The organism is Eubacterium sp. SB2, from assembly GCF_001244405.1.
In the GTDB taxonomy this organism is placed as follows: Bacteria; Bacillota; Clostridia; order Lachnospirales; family Lachnospiraceae; genus Faecalicatena; species Faecalicatena contortus_B.
The window spans coordinates 1,298,508-1,315,920 of the sequence record NZ_LN865153.1 but is presented as its reverse complement, the minus strand read 5'-3'; the positions used below and the strand labels follow the sequence as shown (position 1 = coordinate 1,315,920).

The window sequence follows — 17,413 nt, the reverse complement described above, 5'->3', positions numbered from 1 at the left end:
CCGAATGTAAGCAAGAAGGATACAGTAAAAAATTATAATAGGAGGAACAGGAAATGAAAGGATTAATTAAACAGATAGCTATCTTGGTGGAAGATGTGGACAAGGCAATGCAGAATTACTGGGATATTCTTGGGATCGGACCATGGGATGTGCGCCATTTCCGTCCGGACACATGCCATGATTTCTATGTGAACGGCGAGCTTCAGACAGAAGGTTTTGACTTTATCTGCGCTGTCTGCTGGCATGAGGACATTGAACTGGAACTGATCCAGCCAATCGAAGGGCCGAATGTATATTGGGATACGCTGAAAAGAAAAGGTTCCTGCCTGCATCATTTCAAGGTGGTCATTCCGGATAATGATGAGCTGAAGGCTTATGTGGAAGAGCTGGAGGCAAAGGGAATGAAAGTCATGCAGACCGGATGGATTGATAACGATGTCCATTATTATGTGGACTCAGAGGATAAGCTTGGTTTTATTCTGGAACTGGGCAATGGCGGAGCGATCGGAGAACCGGATTACCGTTACCCGGCAGAATAGTATATGTTCCAAAGCAGTTTATTACCGTAAAAGAGCATTCATAGTAACAGTTCAGACGGCTGCCTGAACTGTTGCCATTCATAAAAGGAGAAAAGCATGAAACTACAATTGGCACTGGATGATTTGACAATGGATGAAGCGCTGGAGCTGACAGAGAAGGTGCGGGAGCATATTGACATCATAGAGATCGGAACTCCGTTTGTTTATCAGGAGGGGATGCGCGCGGTTCAGATATTTAAGGAGCGCTTTCCCGATAAAGAAGTGCTGGCGGATATGAAGATTATGGATGCCGGATATTACGAGGCAGAAGAAGCCCTGAAAGTTGGTGCAGACTATGTAACCGTTCTGGGCGTAACAGATAACCTGACAATTAAGGGATGCATTGACGCCGCGGAGCATTATGGTAAAGAGATTGTGGTGGATATGATCTGCGTTGCGGATATGCCGAAGCGCATCCGTGAGCTGGAGGAACTGGGGGCACATGGAATGGCCGTGCATGTGGGGACAGACCAGCAGGCAGCGGGACGCAAACCTATAGATGACCTGCGTGTCATGGCAAAGCACTGCGAGAAGGCAAAAATCTCTGTTGCCGGCGGCATCAGCCCTGAGACGACTCCGGAATATGCGGCTTTAAAGCCTGAGGTACTGATTGTGGGAAGCGGGATTGCACATGCGGCAGACCCGGCCGGCGCAGCAAAGGCGATTAAAGACAGTATGAAGGAGTGTGAATAGAATGGCAGAAGCAGTGATTTTGAAAAAAATTCTGGAAGAATTGATGGAAAATGCGAAACAGATCCGGCAGGAGGAGCTGGAACAGTTTGCAGACAAGATTCAGGAAGGCAGCCGCATATTTGTTGCAGGCGCAGGCCGTTCCGGGTTTGTGGCAAGGGCATTCTCCAACCGTCTGATGCACCTTGGGCTTACCGTTTACTTCGTGGGTGAACCTACTACACCTTCGATCCAGAAGGGAGATCTGCTGGTTATCGTGTCCGGCTCAGGGGAAACCGGCAGCTTGAAGGTGATGGCAGATAAGGCGAAGAAACAGGGAGCAATGGTTGCGGTAATTACTATTTTCCCGCAGGCATCTATCGGCAGTATGGCGGATGCGGTGATCCAGGTTCCTGGTGTGACACCGAAAAGTGAACTGGAGACTTCGACTACATCTGTACAGCCTATGGGAAATGCATTCGAGCAGACAACATGGCTGATCTGTGATAATATAATCATGATTTTGATGGAGCGTATGGGAAGGACCCAGGAAGAGATGTTCTCTTTGCACGCGAATCTGGAATAGGAATTGCATCCCAGACAATATGTAAATCGGGTTTTAGTCGGCTAGCTTTAGCCTGGTCGACGGACGGGGACGCTTCATGACAGGGAGGCCGGGGAGGCGCTGGGGCTGTATATGCCGTTGCGATATGCACCCGTGCTGCTAAGTGTTTCTAGAACAGCCGCTGCCGGCTAGGCGGGTACGCTGAACACATCACGGGAAATCTGATGATTTCCCGCGCTGGGTTCAGCAAACACTTGATTCGGAGATCAAGTGTTTCCCCGCCTATCCGGCAGCGGCTGTTCAAGAAACACTAAGCGCACTCCAGCATTTCGCAACGGCATATACAGCCCCAGCGCCTCCCCGGCCTCCCTGTCATAAAGCTGGCTCATCCAATCGGCAGGAAAACCCGCCAACCGGGTGGGATCCCGGACCAGGGCAGCGGATGTGGATTGGCTATGCGTGTCTTTTCATCTTAAAGATGTGTATGAACTGTTAGCCGTATCCCCCTGCTTATGTACACCTACTGGGGACATAAAAGTCCCGACAATTCAATGCCATACGCTGCCCCCGCTTGAGGCCCCTTCTTAGAAACGAGCTTTTTCCTGCCGGTTGGATGCGCCAGCTCCATGAAGGGATAGCCGAAAGCCTCCCGGAGAACATCCATGTCCTTTCAAAAACGCTCAAAGCGGACCTTAGAAATTCTTGGTGGGAAACAGTCCTGAAAATGGAGAGATTTTTGGATTCCGAATCCAAAAATCAGCTGACCCAGCGCGAGAAATCATCGGATTTCTCGTGATGTGTCAGTGGTGCTCCATTTTCAGGGCTGTTTCCCGCCTAGAATTTCTTAGGTCCGCGGCCGCATTTTTGAAAGGACATGGATGTTCTCCGGGAGGCTTTCGGCTATCCCTTCATGGAGCGTCCTTATTGTGGATAACCTCCGGTTGTGTTAAACTGAATGTGTAAAAGTACTTTTTATGGGAAGTTTTACAGAAGCGGAGGGATAGGTATGAAGACGTTGAAAGAGCTGAGGGCAGTGATTCTGGTTTTTGGTGTATATGTTATATTTGGGGTTTATCAGTGGGTGAATATTTATGCTTCTATCAGGCTTGAAAGGACTTATGAACTTGGGTACAGGCATATGGCGACGATTGCCATGATTCTATATTGGCTGGCGGTGGCCGTGGTGGTTACACTTTTGGGCGGGATTATGAAGAAACGTTTTCTATGGGTGGAAATAATACTGATAGATGTACCAGCGGTGCTGATGCTGTTCTCACAGGTTCTGTACTTTACATTTCCTTCTCCGATTCTGCCATTCGTAGTGGGGGCGTATTCGGATAAATTCATGGTTTTAGGAGCCGTCCTTGCAGGCTGCGAGGCGGTGCGCTATGTACGCTACTTCAGAAACGGGCGCAGTCCTTATAAACGAATTGTGTAACCCGCTTCAGACCCGCTCTGGAGCGTGATAAAAATTAGGGAAAAATACCCTGTAAAAGCGATCTGCAACTCCGGGTTGCGGCGATGTAAAGTGTATCTGGTGGCCAGGAAAAAGAGTGGATGGTATAGTAAGGCAAGAGCGGCATAATAAGACGAGGAGGCGAAGAATATGACTCTGGGCGAAAAGATACAGAAACACAGGAAAGAGAAGCGGATGTCCCAGGAAGATCTGGCGGCGCTGCTGGGGGTATCCCGGCAGGCCGTATCCAAATGGGAGCTGAATGATACGATACCGGACACGGAGAATGTAATACAACTGGGGCGGATACTGGGAGTCTCTCTGGATTATCTTCTGATACCGGAGAGGGAGTCACACGATGAATGCGGTAAAACCGGCTCGGAAAAACCAGACAGGCCGGGAAAAAGAGGAAGAGCCTTGGTGGGATGGGGCATCTACCTGGCGGTTGTGATGATATTTCTCGTCATAATGTGGTGGAATTCTTCCTTTTGGGTAGGGCTGGCTAATGCGGTAAACATTACGGTTCTGGCGGTTTTTGTTTATATTGTCTGGCTTCTCATAAAAGCGTTGAAGAAGTATATACAAAAGTAAAGAGAATATTTATAATAGAAGTGTCGGGGCAATTGTAAGAGATAGATTGCTGCCGGCACTTAAATATTGGAAAGGAGCGAGCGAATGAAGAAGATTGTGATACCGGGCACGGATCTGGAATTATCCCCGATGGGGATGGGATGCGTGAATGCCGGCCTGAAGTGGGACGGCAAGGAGGCAGATTACATATTTGATGCTTTTTTGGATATGGGCGGCAATCTTTATGATACTGCGCGGGTGTATTCCGACTGGGTGTTACCTGAGATTGGGAGAAGTGAGCGGGTTCTGGGAGACTGGCTGGAGAGAAGCGGAAAGAGAAACAGGATCGTGCTGATCACGAAGGGCGGACATCCCGACATGGCCTGCCCAAAACCGGATCTTCATAAAAGCCGGATGAGGGAAGCCGATATGAGGCATGATGTGGAATTGTCTCTCCGGGCACTGCACACGGATTATATAGACCTGTATTTTTATCATCGGGATGATGAGTCCATACCGGTGGAGGAATTAATCGAGACGATGGAGACATTTGTAAGGGAAGGAAAGATCCGATACTATTGCTGTTCGAACTGGAGCACCAGCCGGATGAAGGCGGCGGACAGCTGCTGCCGGGAGAAGGGGTACCGGGGATTTGCGGCAAACCAGATGCTGTTCAATATAGGTTCCCGCTTTATGATGCCTTTGGAGGACGATACCATTCGGTATATGGATGATGAGATGCAGGAATATCATAAGGAAAACTTTGCGAATCTGGCGATGCCATACATGGGAATCTGCAGCGGTTTTTTCCATAATTTCATCGAAAAGGGTGAAGATTCCGTACTGGATTCGCCTTACTATACAAAGGAAAATATCAGACTGGCAGAAAGAGTCCGGATGCTCACGGAGAAGTATCAGGCAACGGTGACGCAGGTCGTTCTTGGCTTCTTCACATGCAGGGATTTTCCATGTGTTCCGCTGTACGGGCCGCGCAGCGCTGATCATCTGAAAGAGGCAATGGGCAGCTTTGAGATAACATTTATGAAAGAAGATTATGAATAAAGACGGAGGAGAAATATTATGGAAAATTTTACATTTTACAGTCCTACTTATTTTGTGTTTGGCAGAGAAAAAGAAACGGAGACAGGGCATTACGTAAAGCGTTTTGGTGGAAGTAAGGTTTTGATTCATTATGGCGGCGGCAGCGTAAAGCGTTCCGGCCTTTTGGACAGAGTGAAGGTATCCCTGGAGACAGAGGGAATTGAGTATGTTGAGCTTGGAGGCGTGAAACCGAATCCGAGGAGCGGACTGGTATATGAGGGCATCAATCTGTGCAGAAATGAGGGCGTGGATTTCATACTGGCTGTTGGCGGGGGAAGTACGATTGACTCCGCGAAAGCGATAGCCGCAGGGGCGGTTTATGAGGGCGACTTCTGGGACTTTTATCAGGGGAAGGCGGTTGAAAGAGCGCTGCCCGTGGGTACCATCCTGACGATCGCGGCGGCCGGCAGTGAGGGATCACCTGATTCCGTGATCACGAAAGAAGAGGGCATGTTCAAGCGCGGAGCTACAGGAGAAGCAATCCGCCCGGCATTTTCCATCCTGAACCCGGAACTGACGCAGACGCTGCCGGCTTACCAGACAGCCTGCGGTGCAACCGATATTATGGCACATGTTTTGGAGCGCTATTTTACAAACTCAACTGAGGTTGAGATTACAGACAGGCTCTGTGAGGCCGTACTTCTTACCATGGTAAAAGAAGTGCCCCGTGTACTTGCTGATCCGGATCATTATGAAGCGCGTGCCAACATTATGTGGGCAGGTATGGTTGCACATAATAATACATGCGGTGTGGGAAGGCAGCAGGACTGGGCCAGCCATGATATCGAACATGAGCTTAGCGCAATGTATGACTGTGCACACGGTGCAGGGCTTGCAGTCATATTCCCGGCGTGGATGCGGTATACCGTGGAACACAATCCGATGAGATTTGCACAGCTTGCAGTCAGGCTGTGGGGATGCCAGATGGACTTCGAAAACCCGATGAACACTGCGCTTGCAGGAATTGATGCGTTCAAGTGCTTCCTCAGTTCAATTGGGATGCCGGTATCCTTCGCAGAGCTTGGCGCAAAGGAAGAAGATATCCCTGCCATGGCGGAAAAGAGCTGCTACGGTGACGGAAGAGGCGGATCACTTGGCGGGTTTGTAAAACTTGGAAAAGAAGATGTGGAGAAGATATTCCGGCTGGCTCTGTAATATTATCTTTGGGGCAAGATTGTTACTGCACACACTCTGTTACTTTTCAGACCGTGCCGTGCACCTCGCTGCACGGCATCGGAGCCGATGAAGTGATGGTCTCGGGGCATCTGGTCTCCGCTCCGCTTCGGTCCGTGCTTAACATGCGCCGCTGGCGCATAGCACCCCTCGCCGTAGGCTACTTTTATGGGCAGATGCTGTTACTGTGCACGCCCGTAGGGTGAACAGTAACCACACTCTTCGGAGGGCGGTAATAAGAAAATTAGATTACTTGACATTTCAGACTTGATGGTAGACAATAAAATAAAGGACGGTTTTATCTGCCGGGGCAGATCTGTACCACTGCAGATAAAGGAAGCAGGCTTATATATTGAACAGTTCAGACAAGTCTGAATTGTTCTGCATCCAGCTGTTTAAACCGCTTTGCGATGGGCTGGATGCCAGTGGCGCCATGCTTTCGCACGGTCTGCGCAGTAAATGCACAGATCTGTCTGGACTGTTACTATAAATTTTACTGAGGAGTGGAAAAGATGAGAATAGGTATTGGCAACGATCATTCAGCGTTGGAGATGAAAGCGGAGATTATTGAATACTTGCAGGAAAGGGGCCATGAGGTTGTAGATTACGGCACAAATAGTGCTAAGAGCTGCGATTACCCCAAATATGGCGAGATCGTCGCGCGGGCGGTTGCAAATCATGAGGTGGATCAGGGCATTCTGATATGTGGGACAGGGCTTGGCATTTCACTGGCTGCGAATAAGGTAAAAGGGATCCGTGCGGCAGTCTGCAGCGAGCCATTTACTGCGCGTATGGCCAGAATGCATAACAACTGCAATATTCTGGCATTCGGGGCAAGGGTGATTGGGCCTGAGCTTGCGAAGATGATCGTGGAAGTGTGGCTGGATACGGACTTCGAAGTGGGCGGACGCCATCAGAGGCGGGTAGATATGATTGGCGATATTGAGGAAAGGTGGGAATAACCCTTTTTCTGTACAGGTAATTAAAGTGGGTGTGCCTGCTTTGATAATATAAGGTAAAGGAGAATTGATTAATGGCGAAAACAATTCTTGAATATGATACGGTATCTCTGGATGAGGAGAGTGGCGCGCTGGTAATTATTGACCAGACGCAGCTGCCCGGAAAGATCGAACTGCTTTCCCTCACTGATATTGAAGACATCTGGGAGGCTATTTACCTGCTGAAAGTAAGGGGGGCTCCGGCCATCGGAGTGACGGCCGCCATAGGTGTTTATCTGGCGGTTAAGGATCTGAAGACGAATGATATGATGGAATTTCGTGCGGCTTTTCAGCGGGCAAAGGATTACCTGGCCACATCCAGGCCAACTGCGGTGAATCTTTTTTGGGCGCTGGAACGGATGGAGGCAGTAGTGGAAGACCATATGGCCTGTCCGGACTGCGGTGTGGAAGATGTGAAGGAACTGCTTCGCCGGGAAGCGCAGCGTATCAGAGAAGAAGACATTGAGGTATGCAGAAGAATCGGTGAGAATGCACTGACTCTTGTGAAGCCCGGCGATGGGCTGCTGACCCACTGCAATGCAGGCAAACTGGCTGCAGTAAAATACGGTACGGCAACGGCGCCGATGTACCTTGGGCAGGAGAGAGGATATGGATTCCGTATCTTTGCAGACGAGACACGACCACTTCTGCAGGGCGCACGGCTGACGGCTTTTGAACTGCAGGAAGCAGGGATGGATGTAACACTGATCTGTGATAATATGTCGGGATCGGTCATGAAGAAGGGCTGGGTTGATGCCGTATTCGTGGGCTGTGACAGGGTAGCTGCGAACGGTGATGCGGCCAATAAGATCGGAACTTCCGTGGTTGCGGCGGTTGCCAAATATTATGGCATTCCATTGTATGTATGCGCTCCCACATCAACAATAGATATGTCGCTGCAGACCGGAGAGGCTATACCGATAGAAGAACGTTCCGCAGAAGAAATAACGGAGATGTGGTATAAGAACCGTATGGCGCCGGAGGGCGTGAAGGTGTATAATCCATGCTTTGATGTAACCGACCATGAATTGATTGCCGGGATCGTAACGGAGTATGGTATCGCCAGACCGCCTTACGAGGAGTCTTTGAAGAAGATATTTGAAAATATAAATAACTAATCTGAATGAAACACACAGTCTAAGATCTGCATTAGACTGTGTGTTTTTCTGCATTTCAAATAAAGTTCCGGAACCTGGTAGAATCATACTGTCAATCTTCTTATAACGATCACTGCGCAGGAAAAACCAGTCGGTTAATTTGGGTATATGAGCAATCTGTTTCGTATTATTTTGAAGAAATGGATAAAGCAGTTTTTAGTGGGATGACGGGGAGTATTGTTACCTTTATATAGTCAAACATATAAAACGAAGAAGAAATTCGAGGATAACGGAAGTTGGTTTGCTTTATTTGTTAAAAAAGTTTAAAAAAATGGAAAAAATTGGAAAATGCTGTTCTTGTGGGCTCCAAAGTATGCTAAAATATGATAATAGGAAACCGTCATATTTCCTTATAATTGTGGTGTGTGGATTAGGGTACTTTTCTGAAATTCGTAGGGAGAAAAATATGGAGGAACGCAGAAGAAAAATATTGCAGGAACTTGAAGAGAAAGGAAAGGTTCGTGTAAATGAATTGAGTGCAGAGCTGGGGTGTTCTGAAGTAACAATCAGGAACGATATAAAATGCATGGAACGGGCCGGTCTTCTGATCCGCACTCATGGAGGTGCGCTTAAAATAGAAGAAAATCCTCAAAAAAAGTATTCAGCAGAGAGCATTTACCGGAACACGGACAAGAAAAGAGCGATTGCAGCGTGTGCGTACGAGTGCATTGAAGACAGGGACACAATTATCATCGATGATTCTTCTACCAGCTTCTATTTAGCGCTGCATATCAAGCAGCATCCGGAAAAAAGCATAGCAGTGGTGACTAATTCACTTATGTCCGGTATCGAACTGGCCGGATTAAAGCATGTTGAACTGTATATGGTAGGCGGACCGGTGGGGGGAAACCTGGCGGCCACAATAGGAGACGAAGCCGTGGAGGACATATCCAGATTCCATGTGGATAAGGCATTTATAGGCGTACACGGAATTAATTTTGACGTGGGAATCACATCCATAGCCACATCCCAGATGCAGGTAAAACAGGCAATCCTTAAAGCAACGGAAAAAATATACGTACTGGCGGACAGCAGCAAGTTCGGCGGCGGATACTTGTCCGTCATCTGTCCGTTAAAAGATGTATATAAGATCATAACAGACAATCAAGTCAACAAAGATTATGTTAACCGCGCAGAAGCAGAAGAGATACCGTTAGTTTTGGCTTAGGGATGTAGGCGGATTGGGAAGGGACGCCGCAGGCCCCGGACATAGGGATGGCTGGAAGCGGGGGAACGGCTGTAAGCCGGAGTAAAGTAAAAGAGACGGAAAACCAGGGCAACCTGGACACATCACCCGAAGCCTTGATAGGCTTCGCGCGCTGGGTCCAGGGAAAATTGTGATTCGGAATCACAATTTTCACCCTGGTTTTCCGTCTCTTTTACTTAACTCCGGCTAACAACCGTTCCTACGCTTCCAGCCATCCCTATGTCCGGGGCCTGCGGCTGGCGCATCAAAATAACTGCTTGCATCTGACGGGAGCCGGACGGGAGAGGCGGATGTGGGCTGGTATAGCGGGACAGTATTGAGAGGAGAAGGTGGATTATAATACTGCCGTAGGCAAATAAAAGAGAGAACTCTCTTGTATTCGTTTGTACTGGCGCCAGCTATGCTGTGTTAAGGGGATTTCATACGCTTACACCGCTGAACACCTCCCAATGAGTGTGCTGTACTGTGATCGGATGAAGCCCAGCCAGGCTGAAGCGGGGGGCGCAAGGGCGGCGGACCTCCTCGACCCATCCCCCCCTCACTCATCCAAGTTCCACGATGAGATCTTCGAGTACTTCTTCTACGGAGTCTGTTACGTAAGTGGAGTAATAGGAGATCCCCGGTGCCGCATTGGACATGGCATAACTGGTTCCGGCGCACTGGAGCATCTCAATGTCATTATACTGGTCGCCGAAGGCCATGCATTCTTCTGGTTTGAGATGGAAAAGCTCCATCATTCTTTCCAGTGCGGTTCCCTTGTTGGCGCCCGGGGTGATAAAGTCGATCCAGATATTTCCCGATGTTACTACGTTGATTTCATTACTGAACATATCCTGCAGGTGCTTGAGATATTTATCTACGATATGAGGACCATCTGACATGTTGCCGATTGCTATTTTCAGGAAAGGGCCTTCGATTTTTGAGATGTCGTCGACGATTTTGGTAGTATTGTGCATCACATTTACGATGTGATTAACAAAGGCAGGATCATTGTCCTCGATAAAGCAGGCGTCCTCCCGGGATGCGACGATCTCAAAGTGTTTCTCCCGTTTGATTTCTGCAATAATTCTGGCAGCAAGGCTGTCATCGATTGAGGCACGTGAGATAACTTTGCCCTGGTGGATGCAAAGAGCGCCGTTCTCGGCAATGTAGGAGATCTCGTCCTTAATCTTATCAAATACGATACGTTGGTTATCATACTGCCTTCCGCTGGCTGACACAAAATGAATGCCTTTTTCTGTTAGTTTGTGTATCAGTTCAATAGAACGCGGGGGAAGTTCCTGCGCACCTCCCTGCAAAAGGGTGCCGTCTAGATCGCTGGCTACTAATTTAATCATATAAAACCTCCAAGTTATATTTATAAAGGCCTTATACTCAAGTCTCCGGTCAGTACATCCCAAAATAACAGCAAGTTAATGATTATTCAATGTACTGGATGCAGGAAACTTAGATATAAGGCTTGCTTCATTATAATAAGTTATACTTCTTATATATTACCCTAAATTGGGCGAATTGTATAGCCTTGTTCTCCGGAAAATTGTATGCTACTATTCTATTGTGGGAAGTGTGTGGGAATTGCGTGGGGGTCTGACCCCTTTGCAAAAGGGTCAGACCCCCACGCAATTCCCACACACTTCGAATAACTTAGAGGGACATGAAAATTGAATTCAGAGAAAGCTGAGGGATAAGATGAAACAGTATGATGTAATAATTATTGGTGCAGGTCCGTCCGGGATTTTCTGTGCGTATGAACTGAAGCGTCAGAAGCCGGATCTGAGTGTATTGATGGTTGAGAAGGGCCGATGTATTGAAGAGAGACAGTGTCCGAAACGGAAGACAAAGGTGTGCGTAGGCTGCAAGCCCTGTTCGATTACAACCGGTTTTGCTGGGGCCGGTGCGTTTTCTGACGGCAAGCTGTCCCTGTCACCGGATGTTGGAGGAACGCTTCCGGCGATATTGGGGTATGATAAAGCCACGGAAATGATTCACGAAGCGGACAGCATCTACCTGCAGTTCGGAGCCGACGAGAAGGTGTATGGTATTGAAGACCAGCAAGCGATTACTGATATTCGTTCCAAAGCAATCCGTGCCAATCTGAAATTGATAGAATGTCCGATCCGCCATCTGGGGACGGAGGAAGGCTATAAGATTTACACGCGCCTCCAGCATCATCTTCTGGACGCAGGCGTGGAAATCCTGTTTAAAACGATGGTGACGGATATTATCATCGAGGATGGCGTAGTAAAGGGAATCGTGACGGATAAAGGAGACACCTTCTATGCGCCGGAGGTCGTGGCGGGAGTAGGAAGAGAGGGATCCGAGTGGTTCTCACACATCTGCAAGGGGCATGATATCGAGACGAAAAACGGAACAATCGATGTAGGCGTCCGCGTGGAAGTTCGTGATGAGATTATGCAGGAACTCAATGAAAAACTCTACGAAGCGAAATTGGTGTACTATACGCCGACATTTGATGATAAGGTGAGAGTATTCTGTACGAATCCATCCGGTGAGGTGGCAACGGAATATTATGAAAATGGGCTGGCCGTTGTGAACGGGCATGCATATAAATCAAAAGACATGAAAACGCATAACACCAACTTTGCGCTTCTGGTGTCCAAGAACTTTACGGAACCCTTCAAAACTCCGACCGAATATGGGAAACATATTGCACAGCTTGGTAATATGCTGAGCGGCGGCAGAATTCTGCTCCAAAGATACGGTGATTTCCGCAGAGGCCGCAGGACAACGGAGGAGCGTCTGCTACGAAATAATATCACACCAACGCTGAAAGACGCAGTGCCGGGAGATCTGTCACTCGTATTTCCGCACCGGATCATGGTTTCCATCGATGAGATGATCAAGGCTCTGGATAAAGTAACACCGGGAATTGCCAGTGACGAGACCCTTCTGTATGGTGTAGAAGTAAAATTCTATTCCAACAAAGTCATTGTAGATAAAAAATTTGAAACAAATGTTTCAGGTCTGCGCGCCATGGGAGACGGGGCCGCAGTGACGCGGGGACTCCAGCAGGCATCAGCCAATGGGATCTGCGTAGCAAGAGCAATTATTGAAAAAATGGAAGGCTAATAATGCACACAAAGACTGACTATGGGGAGAGAGGGCGTTACTATGCGCGGCCTTCGGCCGTGAATAGTAATGACTGAGCAGTCCGGCGTATGTAAAAAAATAGTTGTATCCTGGAGAAGATGAGAATATAATGGTAATAAATGCTGCCATAACAGGAAGCATTATTATATGTAACCAGACAAATTAATAAGAGGAAAAGTATATGGGCAAATATTTTGGGACAGACGGATTTCGAGGAGAAGCAAACGTAGTATTGACAGTGGAGCACGCCTTTAAGGTAGGCCGTTATCTGGGTTGGTATTTTGGCCGGGAGCACAAGGCCAGAATCGTAATCGGCAAGGATACAAGACGAAGCAGTTATATGTTTGAATACGCACTGGCGTCGGGCTTAACCGCATCGGGAGCGGATGCATATCTGCTCCATGTTACAACAACACCAAGTGTATCTTATGTTGTGAGGACGGAAGATTTTGACTGCGGCCTGATGATTTCTGCCAGCCATAATCCATTCTACGACAATGGAATCAAGGTGATTAACGGTCAGGGCCATAAGATGGAGGCCGAAGTTGAAGCAAAGATAGAAGCCTATATTGACGGTGAGATCGAAGAACTCCCTCTGGCAACAAAGGAAGACATCGGCTGCACAATTGACTATGCGGCAGGAAGAAACCGCTATATCGGACATTTGATTTCACTTGCTACCCGGTCTTTTAAAGACATGAAGATCGGACTGGACTGTGCAAACGGAAGCGCATTCAGCATTGCAAAGAGTGTCTATGATGCGCTGGGGGCTAAAACCTATGTCATCAACAATGAGCCGAACGGAACAAATATTAATACCAACTGCGGTTCCACACATATAGAGATACTGCAGCAGTATGTAAGGGAAAAGAAACTGGATGTCGGATTTGCATTTGACGGTGATGCAGACAGGTGTATCGCAGTAGATGGAAACGGCAATGTAGTAGACGGCGACCTGATCCTTTATGTATGCGGGAAGTATCTGATGGAGCAGGGCCGCCTGGAGGATAACACCATCGTTACAACGGTAATGTCCAATCTGGGGCTCTACAAAGCCTGTGATAGAGTGGGCATGAACTATGAGCAGACGGCAGTCGGCGATAAATACGTGTATGAGAACATGCTTCAGAATGGTTACGTGCTGGGCGGGGAGCAGTCCGGCCACATCATATTCAGCAAGCACGCAAGAACCGGAGACGGTGTGCTGACTTCCCTGATGATCATGGAAGTTATTATGGAAAAGAAGCAGAGTCTTGCCAAACTGTGTGAAGATGTAAAAATCTATCCGCAGCTGCTGAAGAATGTCCGCGTGACAGACAAAAAAACAGCGCGTGAAAATCCGGCGGTACAGAAGGCAGTAGAGGAAGTAACCGCAGCCCTGGGCAGCGAGGGTCGCATACTCGTCAGAGAAAGCGGAACCGAACCGGTCATCCGTGTTATGGTAGAAGCTGCAACAGACGAAATCTGTGAAAAGCATGTAAATCAAGTCATCCAGGTTATGGAAAAGGAAGGACTTATTATTGGGTAAGCGGCCGCTGTGAGAGACTGCAAAGCTGCAATGGGTTCGGGAACCGGACGAAACCGGCGATCGGATACAGGACGGCAGCAGTAGGCCGGCGTAATGGAAAAGGAAGGGAAACAGGAGCAGTCCTGTCTCCCTTCCTTTTTCTACGGCCTCCGATAGCACAGACGCAAAAGCCTCAGCGCAGCCCCACTAAAAAAATCCCTCTTCCTCTGTGTGATATTGTATACTGAGATTATGTAACCTGAAAATGGATGTGCGGTGTCCGGCAAAAAAGAAGAAGAGGAGGTATCACATGAGTGATATCAGAATTATTGGTGCGAACGAAGGCAATCTGAAAAATATTTCGCTCCAAATACCCAAAAATAAACTGGTTGTATTTACGGGGCTTTCCGGCTCGGGCAAGTCTACTTTGCTGATCGATGTTCTGTTTCAGGAATGTCAGAGGCAGTATCTCGAGGCAATCACGCTGGAGGGAATCCACAAGCCGGATGTAGAGAGCGTTAAGGGCGCTTCCCCGGCCATCCTGATTTCCCAGACGGATGGAAACAGAAATCCCCGTTCTACGGTGGGAACCCAGTCGGATATATATACGGACCTGCGGATGATCTATGAGAAGCTGGGGATGCGTACCTGCCCGCACTGCGGCGGGATTATTTCGGCGGCAGACTGCAGGGAAGAGACGGAGAAGATCAATGCGGATTTCTACGTCTATATGTATTGCAGTAAATGTGGAAAGAGAATGGACAAGATTACCCGCACCTATTTCTCTTTTAATACAAAGGAAGGAGCCTGTCCGGCCTGTGAGGGACTGGGAAAAGTGCATACCGTGAAAAAGGAACAGGTGGTCGATGAAACCCTGTCGCTGGAAAACGGTGCGGTTCGTTTTTGGGAAAAACAATATGGAAAATATCAGACGGGAGTCTTATATGCCGCTTTTGAGCATTACGGTATTTTAGGAGACAAAGACATCCCCGTAGAGCGTTTCAGTGAGATACAAAAAGAGATTTTATACAACGGCATAGACAGCAGCCGGGTTAAAACGGAATTCCCCGGTATCAGTCCTCCTAAAACAACCGCTGCAGGCAGGTTCGAGGGAGTGCTGCCGATATTATGGAGGCGGCTGGCAGATAAGAATGGGGAGGCCAGACAACTGGAGGCGTATTTTGATATTGTCGACTGCCCGGACTGTAAAGGCGAGCGTCTCTGCGAACTGAGCAGAAATGTGACTGTAAATGGCACCCGCCTGCCGGAATTGTCGTTTTATTCTCTGGAACAATTAGAGGACTGGATCGGGCAGCTGGAAGTTTCCATGGCAGAACGGCATGCAGCGCTTGTAAACGCCTATATTCGGGATATAAAGACTAAACTGAACCGCTTTATCAAAGTGGGGCTGGGCTATCTGTCTCTGGACAGGCAGATCGTTACTCTGTCGGGAGGCGAACTGCAGAGACTGCGGCTGGCGGCCGCACTGGATTCGGAATTATCCGGTGTGATTTATATACTGGACGAACCAACTGCAGGGCTCCATCCCAAAGATACGGCGGGACTCCTGGAAATACTAAAAAAGATGCGGGATCTGGAGAATACGGTGCTCGTCATTGAGCACGATACCGATATCATGGCTGCCGCCGATTATATCATAGATATCGGTCCGGGATCCGGCAGACATGGGGGAGAAATCATCGCATCCGGTACCCTGGAAGAGATCATGCGGCAGAAAGCATCCGTGACAGGAACCTATCTTCAGGCGCCCCATCCCGTGAAACAGGATTACCGGAGTGCGCAGGGAAAGATCAGGATTCAGAACGCCGTAAAATATAATCTGGACCATCTTTCCGCAGATATTCCAGTCGGCTGTTTTACTGCCATTACGGGCCCCTCAGGTTCCGGAAAGTCAACCCTTATTTTCGAAGTTCTTGCAAAAGGCGGAGCAAAAACAGCGCAAAACCAGGTGCATCCAGGGGAATCAAGCCATCTATGCCCGGCAGGCGGTTCCGCAGTAAAACAGGGGAATCAAGTAAAAGGCCTGGAACAATTTGACAGTATCATAGAGATTGGGCAGGCGCCGATCTCGAAAATGAAACGTTCAAATGTGGCAACCTATTCCGGAGTATATACAGAAATCAGGGCGGTCTTCGCCAAAACTGAGTCTGCAAAAAAAGCGGGGCTGACTTCCCGGCATTTTTCATTCAATACCCCAGGCGGCAGATGCGAAAACTGTCAGGGCCTGGGCTATGTGGACAACAATATGCTGTTCTTTGCGGATACAAAAGCCGTATGCCCCGTGTGCAGGGGAAATCAGTTCCGGCAGCAGGTGCTGTCCGTCAAATACAAAGGTCTTTCCATCAAAGACATCCTGGACCTTTCTATAGAAGAAGCCGACGACCATTTTGAGGGCATCCCCAAAATCTCAAAAATCCTGTATCTTCTCCGGGAGGCAGGTCTGGGCTACCTTCAACTGGGCCAAAGCCTGACAACATTATCAGGAGGAGAGTGCCAGCGCCTCAAGTTTGCAAAAGAACTAATCGGGAACAGTTCAGGCAAAAAAAGCCTGTATCTCATGGATGAGCCCACAACCGGCCTGCATCCAATCGACATCGAACACTTCCTGAAACTCCTGAACCGCATAACAGATGCCGGAAATACCGTAGTCGTCGCAGAACATAACCAGCAGCTCATCCAAAACAGCGACTGGGTAATCGATCTGGGGCCTGGGGGCGGCACAAAAGGGGGGCAGATTATGTTTATGGGGACACCAGACGGGTACTGCTAGACGGAGGGACGCTCCGTGCCAGGATGGACGGGAGGGCTGCGGGGGTGTATATGCCCTTTTAAATTGCGGCCGTTTGCTAAGTGCTCCTAGGGGACAATACTGCCGGGAATGTGGGCACGGATGACACAGCATGGGAAAATTGATATTTTCCCACGCTGGGTCATCCGGAAACATGATTCGGAATCATGTTTCCTCCCACATTCCCGGCAGTATTGTCCCCAAGGAGCACTAAGCGCACTTTGAGCAGTTTAAAAGGGCATATACACCCCCGCAGCCTCCCGTCCATCCGGACACTTCGCTGGTGCATCAAGGCGGATGGTGGGGCATAAACCGGGACGGGCTGGGGACGGGAGCTGCGGATGGGAATGGCTGGGCGTGTAGTTAAGGCCTGGGCGAGGATACGCAATGCAAGTATACATATCTTGAGTATACCTCTTCAGTCGATTCGTTTCTGTATAGGAATTCAATCCGCCGCAACCGTTTTTATCCCGTCCGAGATTGCGATCCGCGAACCTACCGTCCGGATGCAC

The 17,413-nt window shown here is 48.7% G+C and carries 14 protein-coding genes; 13 read left to right on the top strand and 1 reads right to left on the bottom strand.

All coding sequences use genetic code 11. From position 1 onward, the window contains the following. Positions 1-53 precede the first annotated feature (53 nt). The 10 genes from BN1938_RS18225 (at position 54) to BN1938_RS18180 (ending at position 9,435) form a co-directional block, all read left to right on the top strand. The gene (locus BN1938_RS18225) at positions 54-539 is read left to right on the top strand and encodes a VOC family protein (RefSeq protein ID WP_050641908.1); all 486 of its coding nucleotides are present in this window, start codon (positions 54-56) and stop codon (positions 537-539) included. Positions 540-635: 96 nt separating this feature from the next. Beyond that, positions 636-1,271 (top strand): 3-hexulose-6-phosphate synthase, encoded by a 636-nt coding sequence (hxlA, locus tag BN1938_RS18220; RefSeq protein WP_050641907.1) that lies wholly within the window; start codon positions 636-638, stop codon positions 1,269-1,271. 1 nt (position 1,272) lies between these two features. Beyond that, on the top strand, positions 1,273-1,833 hold the full coding sequence (hxlB, locus tag BN1938_RS18215) for a 6-phospho-3-hexuloisomerase (protein WP_050641906.1): 561 nt from the start codon (positions 1,273-1,275) through the stop codon (positions 1,831-1,833). A 985-nt stretch (positions 1,834-2,818) separates the two neighbouring features. Continuing rightward, a complete protein-coding gene (locus BN1938_RS18210) occupies positions 2,819-3,250 on the top strand; it encodes a hypothetical protein (protein WP_050641905.1) in 432 nt (143 codons plus the stop codon). A gap of 168 nt (positions 3,251-3,418) precedes the next feature. Then, positions 3,419-3,859 carry a helix-turn-helix domain-containing protein gene (locus BN1938_RS18205; protein WP_050641904.1) on the top strand — a complete coding sequence of 147 codons (441 nt, stop codon included), beginning with the start codon at positions 3,419-3,421 and terminating at the stop codon, positions 3,857-3,859. Between the two features lie 84 nt (positions 3,860-3,943). Next, on the top strand, positions 3,944-4,900 hold the full coding sequence (locus BN1938_RS18200) for an aldo/keto reductase (RefSeq protein ID WP_050641903.1): 957 nt from the start codon (positions 3,944-3,946) through the stop codon (positions 4,898-4,900). Positions 4,901-4,918: 18 nt separating this feature from the next. Next, positions 4,919-6,094 (top strand): iron-containing alcohol dehydrogenase, encoded by a 1,176-nt coding sequence (locus BN1938_RS18195; RefSeq protein ID WP_050641902.1) that lies wholly within the window; start codon positions 4,919-4,921, stop codon positions 6,092-6,094. A gap of 530 nt (positions 6,095-6,624) precedes the next feature. Next, a complete protein-coding gene (gene rpiB, locus BN1938_RS18190) occupies positions 6,625-7,074 on the top strand; it encodes a ribose 5-phosphate isomerase B (protein ID WP_050641901.1) in 450 nt (149 codons plus the stop codon). 71 nt (positions 7,075-7,145) lie between these two features. Then, a complete protein-coding gene (gene mtnA / locus BN1938_RS18185) occupies positions 7,146-8,228 on the top strand; it encodes an S-methyl-5-thioribose-1-phosphate isomerase (RefSeq protein ID WP_050641900.1) in 1,083 nt (360 codons plus the stop codon). 445 nt (positions 8,229-8,673) lie between these two features. Then, positions 8,674-9,435, top strand: a complete 762-nt coding sequence (locus tag BN1938_RS18180; protein ID WP_050641899.1) for a DeoR/GlpR family DNA-binding transcription regulator — start codon at positions 8,674-8,676, stop codon at positions 9,433-9,435. 581 nt (positions 9,436-10,016) lie between these two features. Here BN1938_RS18180 and BN1938_RS18175 read toward each other — a convergent pair. Beyond that, positions 10,017-10,811 (bottom strand): HAD family hydrolase, encoded by a 795-nt coding sequence (locus tag BN1938_RS18175; protein WP_050641898.1) that lies wholly within the window; start codon positions 10,809-10,811, stop codon positions 10,017-10,019. Positions 10,812-11,163: 352 nt separating this feature from the next. On the opposite strand from BN1938_RS18175, the gene BN1938_RS18170 reads away from it, so the two are divergent. The 3 genes from BN1938_RS18170 to BN1938_RS18160 all read left to right on the top strand — a co-directional run bounded on the left by BN1938_RS18170 (position 11,164) and on the right by BN1938_RS18160 (position 16,883). Continuing rightward, positions 11,164-12,564: an NAD(P)/FAD-dependent oxidoreductase gene (locus tag BN1938_RS18170; protein WP_050641897.1), complete on the top strand. Its 1,401-nt coding sequence runs from the start codon at positions 11,164-11,166 to the stop codon at positions 12,562-12,564. Between the two features lie 202 nt (positions 12,565-12,766). Then, positions 12,767-14,113, top strand: coding sequence for a phosphoglucosamine mutase (glmM, locus tag BN1938_RS18165; RefSeq protein ID WP_050641896.1), 1,347 nt, complete (start codon positions 12,767-12,769; stop codon positions 14,111-14,113). A 289-nt stretch (positions 14,114-14,402) separates the two neighbouring features. Beyond that, complete coding sequence (locus tag BN1938_RS18160) at positions 14,403-16,883, top strand: excinuclease ABC subunit UvrA (protein WP_050641895.1); 2,481 nt, start codon at positions 14,403-14,405, stop codon at positions 16,881-16,883. Positions 16,884-17,413 lie beyond the last annotated feature (530 nt).